Annotated in this window: 16 protein-coding genes and 1 riboswitch; of the genes, 14 read left to right on the top strand and 2 right to left on the bottom strand. The window is 72.4% G+C overall.

Going from position 1 to position 17,918, the window contains the following annotated elements; genetic code table 11:
- Positions 1-27: 27 nt before the first annotated feature.
- The 3 genes from ACZ7OU_RS39400 to ACZ7OU_RS39390 all read left to right on the top strand — a co-directional run bounded on the left by ACZ7OU_RS39400 (position 28) and on the right by ACZ7OU_RS39390 (position 1,958).
- A complete protein-coding gene (locus tag ACZ7OU_RS39400; RefSeq protein WP_072477845.1) occupies positions 28-303 on the top strand; it encodes a YggT family protein in 276 nt (91 codons plus the stop codon).
- A 53-nt stretch (positions 304-356) separates the two neighbouring features.
- Complete coding sequence (wag31, locus tag ACZ7OU_RS39395; protein ID WP_470246247.1) at positions 357-1,205, top strand: DivIVA-like cell division protein Wag31; 849 nt, start codon at positions 357-359, stop codon at positions 1,203-1,205.
- A 123-nt stretch (positions 1,206-1,328) separates the two neighbouring features.
- On the top strand, positions 1,329-1,958 hold the full coding sequence (locus tag ACZ7OU_RS39390; RefSeq protein WP_470259211.1) for a hypothetical protein: 630 nt from the start codon (positions 1,329-1,331) through the stop codon (positions 1,956-1,958).
- A gap of 35 nt (positions 1,959-1,993) precedes the next feature.
- Here the strand turns inward: ACZ7OU_RS39390 and ACZ7OU_RS39385 are convergent, their stop codons facing one another.
- A complete protein-coding gene (locus ACZ7OU_RS39385) occupies positions 1,994-2,752 on the bottom strand; it encodes an ArsR/SmtB family transcription factor (protein WP_470259210.1) in 759 nt (252 codons plus the stop codon).
- A 64-nt stretch (positions 2,753-2,816) separates the two neighbouring features.
- Here ACZ7OU_RS39385 and ACZ7OU_RS39380 point away from each other — a divergent pair, with 64 nt between their 5' ends.
- From ACZ7OU_RS39380 to ACZ7OU_RS39330, 11 genes are all read left to right on the top strand, one after another.
- Positions 2,817-4,130, top strand: a complete 1,314-nt coding sequence (locus ACZ7OU_RS39380) for an MFS transporter (RefSeq protein ID WP_470259209.1) — start codon at positions 2,817-2,819, stop codon at positions 4,128-4,130.
- Positions 4,131-4,371: 241 nt separating this feature from the next.
- Positions 4,372-7,530, top strand: a complete 3,159-nt coding sequence (ileS, locus tag ACZ7OU_RS39375; protein WP_470259208.1) for an isoleucine--tRNA ligase — start codon at positions 4,372-4,374, stop codon at positions 7,528-7,530.
- Between the two features lie 76 nt (positions 7,531-7,606).
- Positions 7,607-9,223 (top strand): penicillin-binding transpeptidase domain-containing protein, encoded by a 1,617-nt coding sequence (locus ACZ7OU_RS39370; protein ID WP_470259207.1) that lies wholly within the window; start codon positions 7,607-7,609, stop codon positions 9,221-9,223.
- Between the two features lie 220 nt (positions 9,224-9,443).
- The gene (locus tag ACZ7OU_RS39365; protein WP_470259206.1) at positions 9,444-10,127 is read left to right on the top strand and encodes an ArsR/SmtB family transcription factor; all 684 of its coding nucleotides are present in this window, start codon (positions 9,444-9,446) and stop codon (positions 10,125-10,127) included.
- Positions 10,128-10,222: 95 nt separating this feature from the next.
- Positions 10,223-11,701 (top strand): potassium/proton antiporter, encoded by a 1,479-nt coding sequence (locus ACZ7OU_RS39360; RefSeq protein ID WP_470246254.1) that lies wholly within the window; start codon positions 10,223-10,225, stop codon positions 11,699-11,701.
- Positions 11,702-11,831: 130 nt separating this feature from the next.
- Positions 11,832-12,491 carry a M23 family metallopeptidase gene (locus ACZ7OU_RS39355; protein ID WP_470259205.1) on the top strand — a complete coding sequence of 220 codons (660 nt, stop codon included), beginning with the start codon at positions 11,832-11,834 and terminating at the stop codon, positions 12,489-12,491.
- Positions 12,492-12,573: 82 nt separating this feature from the next.
- Positions 12,574-12,688, top strand: a riboswitch (SAM riboswitch).
- A 37-nt stretch (positions 12,689-12,725) separates the two neighbouring features.
- Positions 12,726-14,075: an aminotransferase class V-fold PLP-dependent enzyme gene (locus ACZ7OU_RS39350; RefSeq protein ID WP_470259204.1), complete on the top strand. Its 1,350-nt coding sequence runs from the start codon at positions 12,726-12,728 to the stop codon at positions 14,073-14,075.
- Between the two features lie 16 nt (positions 14,076-14,091).
- The gene (locus ACZ7OU_RS39345; RefSeq protein ID WP_470259203.1) at positions 14,092-14,718 is read left to right on the top strand and encodes a hypothetical protein; all 627 of its coding nucleotides are present in this window, start codon (positions 14,092-14,094) and stop codon (positions 14,716-14,718) included.
- Positions 14,658-15,299 carry a hypothetical protein gene (locus tag ACZ7OU_RS39340; RefSeq protein ID WP_470259202.1) on the top strand — a complete coding sequence of 214 codons (642 nt, stop codon included), beginning with the start codon at positions 14,658-14,660 and terminating at the stop codon, positions 15,297-15,299. The genes ACZ7OU_RS39345 and ACZ7OU_RS39340 overlap by 61 nt, the downstream gene beginning before the upstream one ends.
- A gap of 75 nt (positions 15,300-15,374) precedes the next feature.
- On the top strand, positions 15,375-15,974 hold the full coding sequence (lspA, locus tag ACZ7OU_RS39335; protein ID WP_470259673.1) for a signal peptidase II: 600 nt from the start codon (positions 15,375-15,377) through the stop codon (positions 15,972-15,974).
- The gene (locus ACZ7OU_RS39330; RefSeq protein WP_470246260.1) at positions 15,971-16,900 is read left to right on the top strand and encodes an RluA family pseudouridine synthase; all 930 of its coding nucleotides are present in this window, start codon (positions 15,971-15,973) and stop codon (positions 16,898-16,900) included. The genes lspA and ACZ7OU_RS39330 overlap by 4 nt, the downstream gene beginning before the upstream one ends.
- Here ACZ7OU_RS39330 and ACZ7OU_RS39325 read toward each other — a convergent pair.
- A complete protein-coding gene (locus ACZ7OU_RS39325; protein WP_470259201.1) occupies positions 16,897-17,913 on the bottom strand; it encodes an AsnC family protein in 1,017 nt (338 codons plus the stop codon). The two genes, ACZ7OU_RS39330 and ACZ7OU_RS39325, sit on opposite strands and share 4 nt — an antisense overlap.
- Between the last annotated feature and the right edge of the window lie 5 nt (positions 17,914-17,918).

Here is a 17,918-nt window from a genome sequence, read left to right as displayed (position 1 = left end):
CCCGGTTAGAGTAGGTACGTGGAAGCTGTGTGGCTGGTCGTCTGGTACGTGCTGTTCGCCTTCTGGCTGCTGCTGACGGCGCGGATCGTGATCGAACTCGTCCGGACGTTCGCCCGTGAGTGGCATCCGGCCGGAGGGGTTGCGGTGACGCTCGAGACCATCTACACAGTGACGGACCCGCCGGTTCGTCTGTTCAGACGAATCATTCCGATGGTTCGAATCGGCGGCGTGGGACTGGACTTGTCGATTATGGTTCTGCTGCTGGTTGTGTTCTTCGCGATGCAACTGGCGACTCCAAGTTGATCGGGGAAGAACTTGGAGGGACCTGCAGGCCATGGAGTGCGTGAGGTGATCTGATGTCGTTGACCCCCGCTGACGTGCATAACGTTGCGTTCAGCAAGCCGCCCATCGGCAAGAGGGGCTACAACGAGGACGAGGTGGACGCGTTCCTCGACCTGGTGGAGACCGAGCTGGCCCGCTTGATCGAGGACAACAACGAGCTGCGCCAGCAGATGGAGCAGCTCGACGCCGAGCTCGAGTCGACTCGTAGCGAGCTCGACAACGCCAAATCCGCGCAGCCCCCGATGCGCGAAGAGCCGTCCCGGCGCCTCGCGCCGGTGCCGCCGCCGCAGTCCGCCATGGAGCAGACCCAGGCGCACTCGATGGTCGGCGACAGCGCCGAGCCGAACGTGCAGGCCGCCAAGGTCCTGGGCCTCGCCCAGGAGATGGCCGACCGGCTGACCGCCGAGGCGAAGACCGAGTCCGACGGGATGCTGGCCGAGGCCCGCACCAAGTCCGAGCAGCTGCTCTCGGACGCCCGGGCGAAGTCCGACTCGATGGTCAACGAGGCGCGCACGCGCGTCGACACGATGCTGAACGACGCGCGGACCCGGGCCGAGACGCTGGAGCGCCAGGCGCGCGACAAGGCGACGACGCTCGAGCGCGAGTCGCAGCGCAAGTACACCGAGACGATGAACAGCCTCAACTCCGAGAAGGGTGGGCTGGGCAAGAAGATCGAAGAGCTGCGCACGATCGAGCGGGAGTACCGCACGAGGTTGCGCGGGTTCCTCGAGTCCCAGCTCCGCGAGCTCGACGACCGCGGCTCCGCGGCCCCGGCGTCGGCCTCGTCGAACTCCGGGCAGCCGTCCGGTTCGACCAGCGGTGGCCAGGGCTACTCGTTCGGCCCGCGGGCCGAGGCGGGCTGAGTCTTTCCGCTGATCCACCCCGTCGGCACGAGCCGGCGGGGTGGATCACGGCTCGGAGCCGATCCGGTACCGCACGTGGGCGGGTCGGCCGACGATCTTGCCCCGTTCGTGCTGTAATTCACCGTGCTTTACATCGTGCTGGTACTGGTACTGGCGGCTCTGGGGTTGCTCGTCACCGCGCTCATCACCGCTTCTTCGCTGTGGGCGTGGGTTTCCATCGGTCTCTCCGTGCTGGCCGGGCTGATGCTGGTCGCCGACTGGCTGCGCCGCCGGCGCCGTGCCGCGGCCCCGGCCGAGCCCGCACCGCGGGAAGTCGCCGCCGAAGAGCCCGTCTCCGAAGAGCCGCCGGCCGAAGAGCACCCGGCCGAAGCGGAGCAGACCGTCCTCATCCCGGCCGCCGGTGACCTGGGGGATCCGGCCGACACGCCCGAGCCCGAAGAGCCGGTGACCGCGGAACCCGCCGCGGCGGAGGCCCCGGCCGAGGCCAAGACCGAACCCAAGGACGAGCCCGAGCCCGAACCCGAGAGCGACCCGGGTGAGGAAGAGACCGCGGCGGCCGACATCGCCGTCCTGGCCGACCTCGAAGACGAGGTCGTGGTCGTCGACGAGCACCCGCGCTACCACCTGACGACGTGCGTCTGGCTGGGCACGCGCGACACGATCCCGATCGGCATCGGCGAAGCCCGTCAGCTCGGGTTCACTCCCTGTGACCGCTGCCGCCCCGACGCGACCATGGTCGCCGCCCACCGCTAGCCGACGACACGCGAGCGCGGTGCGACGACACGCCGTCAGGCGGCGAGGCCGGCCAAGCCCAGATGGGTCTCCAGCGCCCGCGCTCCTTCCGGCGTGAGCTTCACGGCGCGATGCGCCCGGCCGCGCCGCCGCACCCAGCCCGCGTCGACGAACCGCGTCGCGACGGCCGCGCCCAGCGCGCCCGCCAGGTGGTGCCGCTGTTCGCTCCAGTCCAGGCAGAATCTCAGCAGCGGACGACGTCCGGCCGCCGCCGCGTCGAGGTCGACGCCCAGTTCGCCGAACACCGCGGCCGCCGACGGACCCAGCGTGTACGGGTGCTCGCGCAGCGGAGCCGAAATCCGGTCTCCCGGCCGCCGCCGCGTGTCGGACGCCCCGGACAGCGCCTCCCGATCGAGCAACGCCGCCGTCACCGCCACCCCGAGCCGGCCGGCCAGGTGGTCGTAGCACGTCCGAGCCGTCCGCAACGCCTCCGCGCGCGTGCCCTCGCGCAGGGACGTCACCGGCTGGGCCGGCGAGAACCGCGCCAGCGTCTCCATCAGCTCCGCCGGCTCCGGGCCGGCCAGCCGGTAGAACCGGTGCCGCCCCGACTTCTCGGCGACCACCAGGCCCGCGGCCCGCAGCTTCGCCAGGTGCGCGCTGACTCCTTGCGCGGACAGCCGGGCCTCGGCCGCCAGCACCGACGCCGCCAGCGCCCGGCCGTCGGCGAGCGCGAGCAGCACGCGGACCCGCGCCGGGTCCGCGAACAGCGCCGCGGTGCGGGCGATGTCGGCGTCGCCTTCCCTGCCTCCAGCCATGCCTCCAGGATGCTCCCGGCACACTTCCACCGCGACGGAAGCGTCCGCGCGGTCCACTGGGGACATGCTCCTGCTCACTATGTGCGCCGGGATGTTCCTGGTGCAGCTGGACGTCACGGTCGTCAACGTCGCCCTTCCCTCCATCGGGACCGAGCTCGGCGCGAACCTCGCCGCACTGCAGTGGGTGGTGGACGGCTACGCGGTCGTCCTGGCCGCGCTGCTGCTCACCGGCGGCGCACTCGGCGACGTCTTCGGCCACCGCCGGGTCGTCCTCGCGGGCTTCGCGCTGTTCGGCGCCGCGTCGGCCGCGTGCGGGCTCGCCGGCGACGCGGCGTGGCTCGTCGTCGCCCGCGCCGGGCAGGGACTGGGCGCCGCGTTGCTGCTGCCGGGCACCCTGGCCGTGATCACCAACGCCTACCCGGGACGCGCCGAGCGCGCACGAGCCCTCGGGATCTGGGCCGGCGTGTCGGCGCTGGCGCTGTCGGCGGGTCCGGTGATCGGCGGCGCGATCGTCGCCGCGGCCGGCTGGCGGCCGGTGTTCTGGCTCAACGTCCCGGTCGTGCTCGCGGCCGCCGTCGCGACCCGTCGGCTCGTCCCGCGCGTCGACCGCGTGCCCGGGCGGCGGGTCGACGTCGCCGGCATCGTCACCGCCGCGCCCGCGCTCGGCGCCGGGGTCTACGCGGTCATCGGCCGGAGCATTGGCGCCGGGGTGCTCGCGGTCGCCCTGCTGGGTGCGTTCCTGGTCGTCGAGCGCCGCTCGGCGCACCCGATGCTGCCCCTGGACGTCGCCCGGCGGACGGCGGGCGCGAACTTCGTCGCGGCGGCGATGAACTTCGTCGGCATCGGCACGATCCTCGTGCTGACGCTGTACCTGCAGGGCGTCCGGCACGCCGGGCCGCTGGAAGCCGGGCTCGAAGTGCTGCCGCTGTTCCTGCCGCTCTCGGTGCTGGCACCGGTCGCGGGCCGGCTGGTGGCCCGGTCCGGGCCGCGTCCGCTGATGGTGGCCGGGCTCGCGCTCGGGGCGGCCGGGATGCTGAACCTGGTGCTGCTCAAGGAAAACAGCGGCTATCCGGCCCTCCTGTCGACGTTGCTGGGGCTGGGGATCGGCATGGGCCTGCTGACGACCGCGGTCGTGACGGCCGCGGTCGGCGGCACCCCGCCCGGGCGCGCGGGCGTCGCCAGCGGCATCACCAACACCGCCCGCCAAGCCGGCGGCGCGCTCGGGGTGGCGGTGCTCGGCGCCGTGGCGGGCGACGGGTCGCCCGGCGGCCTCCGTACCGCCGGCCTGATCGCGGGAACGTTGTGGCTGCTGGCGATCGGCGTGACGCTGGCCGGCGTACCCGCCCCTCGTGACAACCGGGTTGCGCGGGCCGGTTAACCTGGTAACCAGCAAGGCGTCGATCCGGCCATCACCGGGGAGCCTCCGGAAGAACCGAGCGTCACCGCTCTCAGTAGAACCGGACGGGTGCGGCCCGTGACAGCCGTCGAACGAGCGGCCCGGAGAGCACGATGCCGGGCAAGCGGGGTGGTACCGCGGAACGCCGCAAGGCGTCTCGTCCCCGTGTGGGTGACCGGGAGCCGGTCGTCCGTACGAGAGAGACGAACCGAGGAGCACCCGGATGTACCCCCAGGCCAAGCTCGACGACAGCGCGGGTGTGCCGTCGCAGCCGTCCTTCCCCGAGCTGGAGAAGCAGGTCCTCGCCTACTGGGAGACGGACCGGACGTTCCAGGCATCCATCGACGCGCGCCCCGCCGGCGAGCACGGCGACAACGAGTACGTCTTCTACGACGGCCCGCCGTTCGCCAACGGCCTGCCGCACTACGGCCACCTGCTCACCGGGTACGTCAAGGACCTGGTGCCGCGCTACCAGACGATGAAGGGCCGCAAGGTCGAGCGCCGCTTCGGCTGGGACACCCACGGCCTGCCCGCCGAGCTCGAAGCGATGCGCCAGCTCGGCATCACCGAGACGTCCGAGATCGAAGAGATGGGCATCGCGAAGTTCAACGCGGCTTCGCAGGAGTCCGTGCTGCGCTACACCGACGAGTGGCGCGACTACGTGACCCGCCAGGCCCGCTGGGTCGACTTCGACAACGACTACAAGACCCTCGACGTCACGTACATGGAGTCGGTGCTCTGGGCGTTCAAACGCTTGTGGGACAAGGGACTCGTCTACGAGGGCTACCGCGTCCTGCCGTACTGCTGGCGCGACGCGACGCCGCTGTCCAACCACGAGCTGGGCATGGACGACGACGTCTACCGCAACCGCCAGGACCCGGCCGTCACCGTCGGGTTCCGCCTGGAGGCCAACGACAACGAGCTCGACGGCACCTACCTGCTGATCTGGACGACCACGCCGTGGACGCTGCCGTCGAACCTCGCCACGGCCGTGCACCCGGACGTGGACTACGTCGTCGTCGAGAGCGACGGCAAGCGGTTCCTGCTCGCCGAAGCGCGCGTCGCCGCGTACGAGCGTGAACTCGGCGAAGAGCCGGCGGTCGTCGCGCGCTACACCGGCACCCAGCTGCTCGGAACCCGTTACGCGCCACCGTTCCCGTACTTCGTCGGGACCGACAACGCGCACCGGGTCCTCGCCGCGGACTACGTCACCACCGACGACGGCACCGGGATCGTCCACATCGCCCCGGCCTACGGCGCCGACGACAAGGTGGTCACCGACGCCGCCGGCATCCCGCCGGTCACGCCGGTCGACGCGCACGGCAAGTTCGACGCCACCGTGCCGGACTACGAGGGCCAGCAGGTCTTCGACGCCAACCCGAACATCGTGCGGGACCTCAAGAACGGCACGGGCTCGGCCGGGCAGCAGGGTGCCGTGCTGCTGCGGCACGAGACCTACGACCACTCCTACCCGCACTGCTGGCGCTGCCGGAACCCGCTGATCTACCGCGCGGTCTCGTCGTGGTTCGTCGCGGTGACGCAGTTCAAGGACCGGATGGTCGAGCTGAACCAGCAGATCACCTGGTACCCGGAGAACGTCAAGGACGGCCAGTTCGGGAAGTGGCTGGAGAACGCGATCGACTGGTCGATCTCCCGCAACCGGTACTTCGGCACGCCGATCCCGGTGTGGCAGTCCGACGACCCCGAGTACCCGCGCACCGACGTCTATGGCTCGCTCGACGAGCTGGAGGCCGACTTCGGCGTGCGGCTGGACAACCTGCACCGGCCCTACATCGACGAGCTGACCCGGCCGAACCCGGACGACCCGACGGGGAAGTCCACCATGCGCCGCGTGCCGGACGTCCTCGACGTCTGGTTCGACTCGGGCTCGATGCCGTACGCCCAGGTGCACTACCCGTTCGAGAACGCCGACTGGTTCGAGCACCACTACCCGAGCGACTTCATCGTCGAGTACATCGGGCAGACCCGCGGCTGGTTCTACCTGCTGCACGTGCTCGCGACGGCGCTGTTCGACCGGCCGGCGTTCCGCGCCTGCGTCGCGCACGGCATCGTGCTGGGCTCGGACGGCGCGAAGATGTCCAAGTCGCTGCGCAACTACCCGGACGTCAACGAGGTGCTCGAGCGCGACGGCTCCGACGCCATGCGCTGGTACCTGATGGCGAGCCCGATCCTGCGCGGCGGCAACCTGGTCGTCACCGACAAGGGCATCCGCGACGCCGTCCGCCAGGCCGTGCTGCCGCTGTGGAACTCGTACTACTTCCTCGCGCTCTACGCGAATGCCGAAGGCGTGGAAGGCCAGTGGCGCACGGATTCGCCGAACGTGCTCGACCGGTACGTGCTGGCGAAGACGCACGAGCTCGTCACCGACGTCGAGTACGCGATGGACCACTACGACGTCGCGGGCGCGTGCCAGACCGTGCGGGACTTCCTCGAGGTCCTCACGAACTGGTACGTGCGGCGCTCGCGGGACCGCTTCTGGGCCGGCGACAAGGACGCGATCGACACGCTGCACACCGTGCTGGAGGTGACGTCGCGGGTCGCGGCGCCGCTGCTGCCGCTGACCACCGAGGTCGTCTGGCGCGGGCTCACCGGCGGCCGTTCGGTGCACCTCACCGACTGGCCGAACGCGCTCGACCTGCCCGCCGACGCGGCGCTCGTCACCGCGATGGACCGGGTGCGGCAGGTGGCGTCCTCGGCGTTGTCGCTGCGGAAGGCCAACAAGCTGCGCGTGCGGCTGCCGCTGTCGTCGCTGGTCGTGGCGGCCGGCGACGCCGAGTCGATGGCGCCCTTCGCCGACATCCTGCGCGACGAGGTGAACGTCAAGGCGGTCGAGCTGACCACCGACGTCGCCGCGCACGGCGGGTTCGAGGTCGCGGTCAACGCCCGCGCCGCCGGCCCGCGCCTGGGCAAGGACGTCCAGACCGTGATCAAGGCCGTCAAGGCGGGCGACTGGTCGCTGCGGGGCGACACCGTCGTCGCGGCCGGGATCTCGCTGCGGGAAGGCGAGTTCGAGCGGCGGCTGGTCGCCAAGGGCGGCGGCGCGGCGGCGGAGCTGCCCGGCGGGTCCGGGCTGGTCCTGATCGACACCGGGGTGACGCCGGAGCTGGCGGCCGAAGGCCTGGTCCGCGACCTGGTCCGGGTCGTGCAGCAGGCCCGCCGGGACGCCGGGCTCGATGTCGCCGACCGGATCGCGCTGACCGTCGAGTCGCCGGCCGACGTCGTCGAAGCGGCCCGGACGCACGAGGACTTCCTGGCGTCGGAGACGCTGGCGACGTCGGTGACCCACGGCGAGGTGGCCGAGGGTTTCGCGGGCACGGTCGGCGACGGCACGAAGGTGACGGTTTCGGTCGCGAAAGCCTGACGAGCTGTCGTGGGTGACCGCTAAGATCGGCCGGTCACCCACGGCGGTGGCGTTCCTTGGGGGAGGGGTACGCGAAATGAGTCCTGCCAAGAGACGCGGTGTCCTGATCGGCGGCGTGCTGCTGGTCGTGGCGGTCGTCGTCGCCGCGTTCTTCGTGCTGAACGGCGGTTCGGCGCCCGAGGCGGAAGCCGGGGCCACGAGCGTCGAGAGCCCGGGCGCGGCCGACCCGCACTCGGCGATCACGGAGTACCTGCAGGACGTGGCCGAGAACAACCCGGACGCGGCGGCCAAGCTGACCGACGCCGCACCCGCGGCCGCGGTGGCCCTGCGGGACGCGCGGAACACGCTGAGCCCGAGGTCGGTCGTGGCCAAGCTGACCGTCCTGCAGCCGACCCCGGCCGGGGCCAAGCGGACCAGCGGGACGTTCAGCATGGCGTGGGCGCTGAAGCCGGGCACCTGGACCTACGACGTGCCGTTCGAGCTGACCCAGGCCGACGGCAAGTGGCTCGTGCACTGGGCGCCGTCGCTGCTGCACCCGAAGCTGGAGACGGGGCAGCGGCTGGTCGTCAGCACGGCCGTGCCGGACACGACCGCCGTCGCCGACCGCGACGGCAAGCCCCTGCTGGTCAACGGGGCCGGCGGCTTGCGGACGGTCGAGGGCAACCCCGCTCCGCTGCTGCACTCGGCGCTGGTCGGGCAGGTCTCGGCGGCGACGGGCGGCGGCTTCGCCGTCGAGCGCGTCGACACCGGCGGGAAGAGCCTGGAGACGCTGTTCGGGAAGGCCGACGGCGACGCGAAGACGGTGACGTCGAGCCTGAGCCTGGCCGCGCAGAACTCCGCGCAGGCCGCGGTCGACAGCTTCAAGGGCTCGGCGATGCTGGTCGCGCTCGACACGGGCTCGGGCGACATCCTGGCCGTCGCGCAGAACAGCGCCGCCGGGCTGTCACCGAAGGCGCTCAGCGGGCTGTACGAGCCCGGTTCGTCGTTCAAGATCGCGACGTCCGTCGCCGCGGTCCAGCAGAGCGGCCTGACCGCGCAGTCGCCGGTCGACTGCCCCGGCGTCGCGACGATCGGGACGCGCACGGTCAAGAACGAGGGCTTCGAGCTGGGCGCGACGAACCTGCAGACGGCGTTCGCGCGGTCGTGCAACACGACGTTCGGGCGGCTCGCGCTGGACCTGCCCGCCGACGGTCTGGTGAAGGCCGCGAACGAGCTGGGTCTCAACGCCGACTACGAGATCCCGGGGATCGACACCGAGCTGGGCAAGGTCGAGCCCGCGGCGAGCAAGGACGAGCAGGTCGAGGACGGGTTCGGCCAGGGCCGGATCCAGGCGAGCTGCCTCGGCGGCGCGGTGATGGCGGCGACGGTCGCGTCCGGCAAGGCGATCACGCCCCGGCTGTGGCACGACCAGGAGACGACGGTCGTCAAGGGCTACTCGCCGCCGCCGGCGTCGGTGCTCGGCCAGGTGCGGACGATGATGCGCGCGGTCGTCACCAGCGGAACGGGCCGGGGCGCGGCGGGCGCCGGGAACGTCTTCGGCAAGACGGGAACGGCCCAGTTCGGCGACGGCTCGGAGGCCACGGGCTGGTTCGTCGGCTACCGCGCCAACGTGGCTTTCGCGGTGGTCCTGGAGGACTCGAACGACTCGGGCCCGGCGGTCACCCTGGCCGCGAAGTTCCTGAAAGCCCTCTGACCCGCACCCGCCCGGACGACACGCGTACCTGCGCGGACGACACGCGTACCTGGCCAGACGACACGCGTACCCCGATGGACGACACGCCGGACTTGGGTCGTGTCGTCCGCCCGAGTACGCGTGTCGTCCAGCTGGGTACGCGGGTCGTCCGCCTGGGTACGCGTGTCGTCCGTGCGACGCTTCGGCCGCGGGCGAAGGGTGGCCGCCGTACCGTGGGCGCATGGAGACGATCGCTCTCGCCGAGGTCGCCGCGGTGCTCGCCGACCCGAGCCGGGCCACCATGTGCCTCGCCCTGCTCGACGGGCGGGCGTGGACCGTCGGCGAGCTCGCGAAGGCGGCCGGGATCGCGCTCTCCACGGCCAGCGAGCACGTCACCCGGCTGGTCGACGCCGGGTTCGTCGCCCGGGTCAAGCAGGGCCGGGCCAGCTACGTCCGGATCGCCGACCCGCGCGTCGCCGAGCTGATCGAGCACCTCGCCCAGCACGCCGAGCACCGGCCCGTGACCGGGCTGAAGTCGTCGTTGCGGGTAAAGCGGCTCGGGTTCGCGCGGACCTGCTACGACCACCTCGCCGGCGTGCTCGGCGTCGCGGTCCGCGACGGCATGCTGGCCACCGGCCTGGTCGACGCCGACGGCGGCCTGGCGCTGACCGGCCGCGGCCGCGAGGTGCTGGCCGAGCTCGGCGTGCCGGTCGAGCCCGGGCGGCGGTCGCCGCTGCGCGACTGTCTGGATTGGACGGAGCGGCGCGACCACCTCGCCGGAGCCGTACCCGCCGCGCTGCTCGAGCGCGCGGTCGGCGCCGGCTGGGTCGGCCGCGACGGGCATCGCGCGGTGAAGGTGTTTCCGGCGGCGGAGAAGCCGTTCGCGGCGCTCGGTGTCGATCTCGCCGCGCTCGGTGGGCCTTAACACACCACGCCGTCGGCGCGCCCCAGCGGTACACGAAGGAGTTAACTCGACCGCTTCACTATTCTGAGGGCCCACGGCACTCGGAGGGAGGCGGCATGGACCAGCTTCCCGTGCTGCTCGGCGTCGGCGGCGTCGTGCTGCTCGCCTCCGTGCTCGCCGTGCGCGTGTCGATCCGGCTGGGCCTGCCGTCGCTGCTGCTCTACCTCGCGATCGGCGTGCTGCTCGGCGAAGCCGGGTTCGGCATCCGGTTCGACAACCCCGAGCTGACCCAGTCGCTCGGCCTCGCCGCGCTCGTCATGATCCTCGCCGAAGGCGGGCTGACGACCCGCTGGTCGGCGGTGAAACCGGCGCTGGGCATCGGGATCGCACTGTCCACTGTGGCCGTTGTGGTGAGCATCGCGGTGACCGGCGCCGCCCTGCACTGGCTGCTGGGCCTCGACTGGCGGTTCGCGCTGCTGTGGGGCGCGGTGCTCGCCTCGACCGACGCGGCCGCGGTGTTCTCCGTGCTGCGCTCGGCCGGGATCGGCAAACGGCTCACCGGGGCGCTGGAACTCGAGTCGGGCATCAACGACGCGCCCGCGTACATCGCCGTCGTGGTGCTGGCCGAAGGCACCACTGTGGACTGGACACTGCCGCTGCTGGTCGTCTACGAACTCGCGGCAGGGCTGGCGATCGGGCTCGCGTTCGGCTGGCTCGGCGGCCTCGCGCTGCGCAAGGCCGCGTTGCCGGCGACCGGTCTCTACCCGGTCGCCACGGTCGCGGTGTGCGTCGTCGCGTACTCGTCCGGGCAGCTGCTGCACGCGTCCGGGCTGCTCGCCACCTACGTCGCCGCGCTGGTGCTCGGGAACTCGCGGCTGCCGCACCGCTCGGACACGCTGTCGTTCGCCGAAGGGCTCGGCTGGCTGGCGCAGATCGGGCTGTTCGTGCTGCTCGGCCTGTTCGCCTCGCCGAGCCGGGTGCTCGAGTCGGTGCTGCCGGGCCTGGTCGCGGGGGCCGTCGTGCTGCTGCTGGCCCGGCCGATGTCGGTCGTGCTGGCGATGCTGCCGTTCCGGCTGCCGTGGCGGGAACAGGCGTTCCTGTCGTGGGCGGGCCTGCGCGGCGCGGTGCCGATCGTGCTCGCCATGATCCCGCTGTCGCAGGGGGTGCCGGGCGCGCAACGGCTGGTCGACGCGGTGTTCGTGCTGGTCATCGTGCTGACGCTGGTCCAGGGCGCGACGCTCGGGCCGCTCGGGCGCTGGCTCGGGCTGGCGAAGAGCTCCGAGGCGCACGAGATCGAAGTCGACTCCGCGCCGCTGGACGAGCTGGGCGCCGAGCTGCTGCAGGTCCGCATCCAGCCGGGGTCGAAGCTGCACGGCGTGTACCTGTCTGAGCTGCGGCTGCCGGTCGGCGCGACGGTCAGCCTGGTCGTGCGCGAAGGCGCCGGCTTCACGCCGCAGAAGACCAGCCGGCTCCAGGAGCTCGACCAGCTGCTGGTGGTCACCACGAGCGGCGTCCGCGACGACGTCGAGCGACGGCTCCGCGCGGTGGACCGGGCCGGCCGCCTGGCCCGCTGGAAGGGCGAGTCGGGCCGTTAACCAGTGCCGATGTCCGGCGCTTGTCCCACAAAAATCTCACACGATCTTCCCTTCGTTCCCTCTTTTGGCTTACTGTGCGCTCCATTCGTTAGTTCGAATGGGTGAGTGCAGAGTCAAAGGAGTACGCAGGGTGACCAAACTTCACGTGCGTGGGGCGGCCCTCGCCGCCGCGATGACCGCGATCCTCGGGCTGGCCACCGCGCCGGCCGCGACCGCCGAAATCGCCCCGTTCCCGGCGCTCGCCCTGCCGTTCAAGGCCGGCCAGCAGGTCTACTCGGCCGGCATCCACTCCGACGACGGCAGCACCGGCGTCAAGAACGCCATCGACTTCAGCCCGGCCGACCGCACCGTGCGCGCGCCGCTGGCCGGCACCGTCCACCTGCAGCACTGCGCCGGCGGGGACTGGGTGACCCTCGACCACGCCGGCGGCTGGCGGACCGGCTACTACCACATGGAGGGCATCACGGTCACCGACGGTGAGCACGTCGAGGCCGGGGCCGAGCTCGGCTCGACCGGCAACGCGCTGCCGTGCGGGGGCAGCAGCACCGGCGCCCACGTGCACTTCACGCTCTGGACCCTGCCGGACGCCCCGGCGGCGGCGAACTGGGACGGCAAGTCGTTCGCCGAGGTCTCGACTGCCGTCGCGGCGGCCAGCGGTGAGGCCGTCGACGGCAAGACCATCGGCGGCTGGCGCTTCACCGCGGGCGCCGAGCAGTACACCGGCACGGCGACGCACCTCGCCGACAACGCCGTGACGCAGCTGCCGGGACGCTTCCGCGCGAAGCTCTGAGACCTCACGGTGTGTGAGCGCCGTCTCAGAATGCAAGTCGGGGGTTGGCCGGCGGCGGCGTTCTCGGTTACCTTCTGGCTCAGGTCATGAGTGCCAGCGTTCAGCCCCGGCTTGCTGGCCGGCAACCCTCCTTCCGCGGTGGGGTGCCCCGGGTGAAGACCGGGCCGGTCGCGTCGTGCGACGGGCAAGCGCGGGCCCCTCGCCGGGGTCCCCCGGACCGCCGAGGAGGCACCGATGACTCTCGCCATCGATCGCACCAGCACTTCGCCCGACTTCACCGGACTCGTTGTCCCGCAGGCCGTTCCGGCCGTCGCCGGGGCGTCCCTGCGGGTCCCGCTCGTCACCGGCGAAACCATCGGCTACGCCAACCTCGACCACGCCGCGAGCGCACCCTGTCTGGACGCCGTCCGCACCAAGGTCGACGAGTTCCTGCCCTGGTACGCCAGCGTCCACCGCGGCGCCGGTTTCGCGTCGCAGGTCTCCACCAAGCTCTACGAGCGCACCCGCGACGTCCTGCGCCGCTTCGTCGACGCCCGCCGGACCGACACCGTCGTCTTCACCCGCAACACCACCGACTCCTTCAACCTGCTCGCCCGCAGCCTGCCCCGGCACACCACGGTCGTCGTGTTCGACACCGAGCACCACGCCGCGCTGCTGCCGTGGCAGGGCCCGAACGTCCGGCGGATCCCGACCCCGCGCACGCGTCTCGCGGCAGTGTCCGCTGTGGACGAAGCCCTCGCGGACTCCCCGCAGGGACCGCGGTTGGTCGTCGTCACCGGAGCGTCCAATGTGACCGGTGAGCTCCTGCCGGTGGCCGAGATCGCCGCGGTGGCACGGAAGCACGGCGCTCGCATCGCGCTCGACGCCGCCCAGCTGGCCCCGCACCGCCGGATCTCGATCAAGGAGCTGGACGTCGACTACGTCGCCCTGTCCGGCCACAAGCTGTACGCCCCCTTCGGCGCGGGCGCGCTGATCGGCCGCGCCGACTGGCTGCGCGCCGCCAAGCCGTACCTCGCCGGCGGCGGCGCGACCAAGCTCGTCACCGAGGACGCGGTGGTCTGGAACACCGGGCCCGAGCGCCACGAAGCGGGCTCGCCCAACACCGTCGGCGTGTACGCGCTCGGCGTCGCCTGCGAGACGCTCAGCGAGAACTGGGACGCCGTCGTGGCGCACGAGCAGGCCCTGCTCACCCGGCTGCGCAAGGGTCTCGAGGCCATCCCGGGCTGCGCCGAGCTGCGGCTGTTCGACGCGCCGGTCGACCGCGTCGGCACGCTCAGCTTCGTCCTCGACGGCTTCGACCCCGGCTGGGTGGCCGCGGTGCTGTCGGCCGAGTACGGCATCGGCGTGCGCGACGGCGCTTTCTGCGCCCACATCGCGGCCAAGCGGCTCATCGGCGTCACCGGCGGCGACGGGCGGCAGGCGATCCGCGTCAGCCTCGGCCTGGGCAGCACCGAGGAGCACGTCGACCGCGTCGTGCTGGCGCTGCGCCAGATCGTCGCGCGCGGGGCGCGCTGGGAGTACGCGAAGGTGGACGGCCGCTGGGCCCCGGCCGGCGACCCGCGGGAGCTGCCGCCGTTCTGCTGAGCGTTAGCCTGGGCCGATGGGGAGGCACGGGGTTCCGTTGGCGTTGCTGGGTTTCGCCGAGCTGGTCCTGGTGACGGTCGAGCTGGTGCACCGCTCGGCCGTGACCGCGGACCTGGCGGCGCACTTCCCGGCCGGGCCGGGCGGGCCGTCCTACGACAGCATCTTCGGGTTCACCGTCGAAGACCACGGTGGCGGGCAGCAGTTCTTGAGCATCGCCGACACCGTCCTGGCCTACGGCGGCAGCGGACCGGCCTGGCAGTGGACGCTCATCGCGGCGTTCGCCGCCGTGGTGGCGTGCTACGCCCGGCGGTGGGGAGCGAAGGTGACCGCCCTCGCGACCGCCGGCGTCGTGCTCGCCGTGCCCCTGCTGGACCTGCTGGCCTTCAGCTGGTTCGACCTCGGCGCGCCCACCCGCGGCCCGCTGCTCGCGACGCTCGGCCTGGCCGTGGTCGCCTGGTACGAACGCAGTCTCCCGGTGCTCGCGGTGGCGGTGCTCGCCGGCGGGGTGGCCGTCGCCGTGGCGGACCTGCCGGGCGTGGTGATCTCGGCCGCCGTCCTGCTGGCGGGCGCTATCCTGCCCCGATGGGGGATGGACGACGACTCTGGTTCCCGTTGGCGGCGCTGGGGTTCGCCCAGCTCGTGATGGCGGTGGTCGCGCTGGTCCCGGCCGCCCCGGTGACCGGCGAGTTCGTGAACATGCGCGGCTACCGGATGACGCAGGAGCTCCACGACCTGGGAACCGGTGCGATCGGCGGCACCGGGCTCGCGGACGGCGCCCGGTCCACGGCGAATGCCTTCGCGGTGGACGTGGTGCCCCCGGCGGCCCTCGGCTGGACGGCCGGCCTCGCCTGCGTGGTGCTCGCCGTCGCGGCCTGGTACTGGCGGAGCCTGCGCCGCGCCGGCACCCCGCCGCGGCCCGTCCGCTTCGCGCTCGGCACCTTGGGCGCGCTGGCGGCCGTCCCGCTGCTCGACTTGGTCGCCACCCTGGAGCTGAGGCTGTCCGGCGACGTCCGGGGCGTGTTCGTGGCGACGCTGGGGCTGCTGGTGCTGGCGGCGTACGAGCGCAGCTGGTTCACGCTCGCCGTGAGTGTGGTGTTCGCGCTGGTCAGCGTGCTGTTACTGACGCCTGTGACCGGCGCGCTGAGTGCGGCGGGCGTGCTGTTCGCCGCCGCGTTCGCGGTCCTCCTGCGGCGCCCCCGCGACACTGCCGCCGACGCACCCTGACCAGCCGTGGAGAATGGAGCGGTGAGCACCGATCCCAGCCACTCCGAACCCGACACCGCCGCGCCCGACGAGGCGGTGCCCGAGACCGCGGCCGAGACTCCGGAGACTTCGGAGACTTCGGAGGCGCCGGCCAAGCCGCTGCCGAAGCGCCGCGTGGGCTGGGTGTTCGCCGTCGCCGTCGTCTTCTGGGCGATCGACCTGGTGACGAAGAACCTGGTCGCCGCCAACCTCGAGGGCAAGGAGCCGGTCCGGATCCTCGGCGGCCTCGTCTACCTGCAGGTGATCCGCAACCCGGGTGCGGCGTTCTCGATGGCCACCGGCATGACGTGGGTGCTCGCGCTGGTCGCGCTGGCCGTCGTCATCGCGATCATCTGGCTGTCCCGGCGGCTGCGCTCGATCGGCTGGGCCATCGGGCTCGGCCTCGTGCTCGCCGGAGCGCTGGGCAACCTGACCGACCGCGTCTTCCGCGCGCCCGGCGGGCTGCAGGGCCACGTCGTCGACTTCATCTCGGCGTTCGCCCCGAACGGCAAGGGCTTCGCGATCTTCAACATCGCCGACTCGGCGATCTGCGTCGGCGGCGCGCTGATCGTGCTGCTGTCCCTGCTGGGCAAGGACTACGACGGCACGTCGACCAAGGACAAGAAGAAGGCCGGGCAGCCGGAGGAAAAGGCGTGAGCGCGCGGATGCTCCCGGTGCCCGACGGGCTCGACGGGATGCGGGTCGACGCCGGCCTCGCCAAGCTGCTGGGCCTTTCGCGGACCGTCGTCGCGGAGCTGGCCGAAGCCGGGGACGTGCTGCTCGACGGCCGTCCCGCCGGCAAGTCCGACCGGCTGTCCGGCGGCGGCCTGCTGGAGATCACGCTGCCGGAGCCGGCGAACCCGGTCGAGATCATCGCCGAGCCGGTCGAGGGGATGAAGATCCTCCACGACGACGACGACATCGTCGTGATCTCCAAGCCGGTCGGCGTCGCGGTGCACCCGAGCCCGGGCTGGACCGGCCCGACGGTGGTCGGCGGCCTCGCCGCGGCCGGCCTGCGCATCGCGACGTCGGGCGCGGCCGAGCGCCAGGGCGTGGTGCACCGGCTCGACGCGGGCACGACGGGCGTGATGGTGGTGGCCAAGAGCGAGCACGCGTACACGGTGCTGAAGCGCGCGTTCAAGGAGCGCACGGTCGACAAGGGCTACCACGCGATCGTCCAGGGCCACCCCGACCCGACGCGCGGCACGATCGACGCCCCGATCGACCGCCACCCCCGCCACGACTACAAGTTCGCGGTCGTCCAGGGCGGCCGCCCGAGCGTGACGCACTACGAGGTCGTCGAGGCGTTCCGCGCGGCGTCACTGGCGCACATCAAGCTCGAAACCGGGCGCACGCACCAGATCCGCGTCCACTTCTCGGCGCTGAAGCACCCGTGCGTCGGCGATCTGACGTACGGCGCGGACCCGGTCCTGGCCCGCCACCTCGGCCTGAGCCGCCAGTGGCTGCACGCGAAGACCCTGGCGTTCGCCCACCCGGCGGACGGCCGCTGGGTCGAGTTCGAGTCGGAGTACCCGGACGACCTCGCGAACGCGCTGAAGATCCTGCAGGACGAGAGCTATTAGTCCTCGATCGACCAGGTCAGAGTGCGCTCGTCCGGTTCCGGCCGCGGGCTCCAGCGCACCGACACCACCCGCGTCGCGTCCGGGAGGACGTACACGGTGTGGCCGCCCAGGGTTTCGCCCGGCTGGACGCCGATCTTGTGCGGTGGCCGCGACGTCAGCGACACCGGGGCCTTGCCGATCGCGGTGCCGTCGGCGGCGAGCAGTTCGAGGTAATTGTCGGGCAGCGACGCGAACGGGATCGCCCCGCGGTTGGTGATCTCGGTGTGCACGACCACCGAGCGCTCGCCCTCCTCCAGGCGGTAGCCGGCCGCGCTGAACAGGTAGTCGGCCGGGTCCTGGACCTCCAGCAGCTGCACCGACAGCTGCTCGCCCTCCAGGCCCTGGGTCTCCAGGACCTCGCGGATCTGGCCCTTCTTGCCGCCGGCCGGGGCCGCGGGGCGGGCGGGCTCGTCGCCGCGGGCCCACGACGCCGTCTGCGGCAGGCCCCAGGTGCTCACCACCGGGTCCGGCGGCGGCGCGAACTGCTGGGGCGGACGCGGCTGGGGCGGCGGGCCCGGGTACCGGCCGGACGGCGTCCCCTGGACGTTGTACGGCCCGGACGGCGCCCCTTGGACGTTGTACGGCCCCGAGGGCGCACCCTGCACGTTGTACGGACCCGACGGCACCCCGTGCGGGCCCGGCGGTGGCATCGGCGACTGCTGCGGCACCGGCTGGGACGGCGGTGGAGGCGGGAACTGCTGCTGAGGCACCGGCTGGGACGGCGGGGGCGGGAACTGCTGCGGCGGCCGGTTCGCCCACGACGGCGGCGAGCCCGCGATCGCCGCCCGGAGGCCCTGGGGGTCGCTCTCGACGCCGACGAGCAGCGGCAGCCCGCTGCCGGACAGCGCCACCAGCCGGTAGGCGACCTCGCGCGGATCCATGCCGACCTTGGCCGCCAGCTCGTGCACCGCCGCCTTGCCGAGGTCGGCGAGCGCGGCGAGCAGGCGGGTATCGACGGGATCGGTCACGGCCACCCCCT

This window comes from Amycolatopsis sp. NPDC114505, from assembly GCF_055633615.1.
The sequence above is the reverse complement of the archived record's forward strand: the minus strand, read 5'-3'. Positions and strand labels throughout refer to the sequence as shown.

Bases quoted from the DNA above. Each gene is read 5' to 3' on its own strand.
- ACZ7OU_RS39385 (WP_470259210.1), bottom strand. From the start codon at position 2,752: ATGGCTGGAGGCAGGGAAGGCGACGCCGACATCGCCCGCACCGCGGCG.
- ACZ7OU_RS39340 (WP_470259202.1), top strand. From the start codon at position 14,658: ATGGGGGATGGACGACGACTCTGGTTCCCGTTGGCGGCGCTGGGGTTC.
- ACZ7OU_RS39370 (WP_470259207.1), top strand. From the start codon at position 7,607: ATGAGTCCTGCCAAGAGACGCGGTGTCCTGATCGGCGGCGTGCTGCTG.
- ACZ7OU_RS39350 (WP_470259204.1), top strand. From the start codon at position 12,726: ATGACTCTCGCCATCGATCGCACCAGCACTTCGCCCGACTTCACCGGA.
- ACZ7OU_RS39345 (WP_470259203.1), top strand. From the start codon at position 14,092: ATGGGGAGGCACGGGGTTCCGTTGGCGTTGCTGGGTTTCGCCGAGCTG.
- wag31 (WP_470246247.1), top strand. From the start codon at position 357: ATGTCGTTGACCCCCGCTGACGTGCATAACGTTGCGTTCAGCAAGCCG.
- ileS (WP_470259208.1), top strand. From the start codon at position 4,372: ATGTACCCCCAGGCCAAGCTCGACGACAGCGCGGGTGTGCCGTCGCAG.
- ACZ7OU_RS39360 (WP_470246254.1), top strand. From the start codon at position 10,223: ATGGACCAGCTTCCCGTGCTGCTCGGCGTCGGCGGCGTCGTGCTGCTC.
- ACZ7OU_RS39380 (WP_470259209.1), top strand. From the start codon at position 2,817: ATGCTCCTGCTCACTATGTGCGCCGGGATGTTCCTGGTGCAGCTGGAC.
- ACZ7OU_RS39365 (WP_470259206.1), top strand. From the start codon at position 9,444: ATGGAGACGATCGCTCTCGCCGAGGTCGCCGCGGTGCTCGCCGACCCG.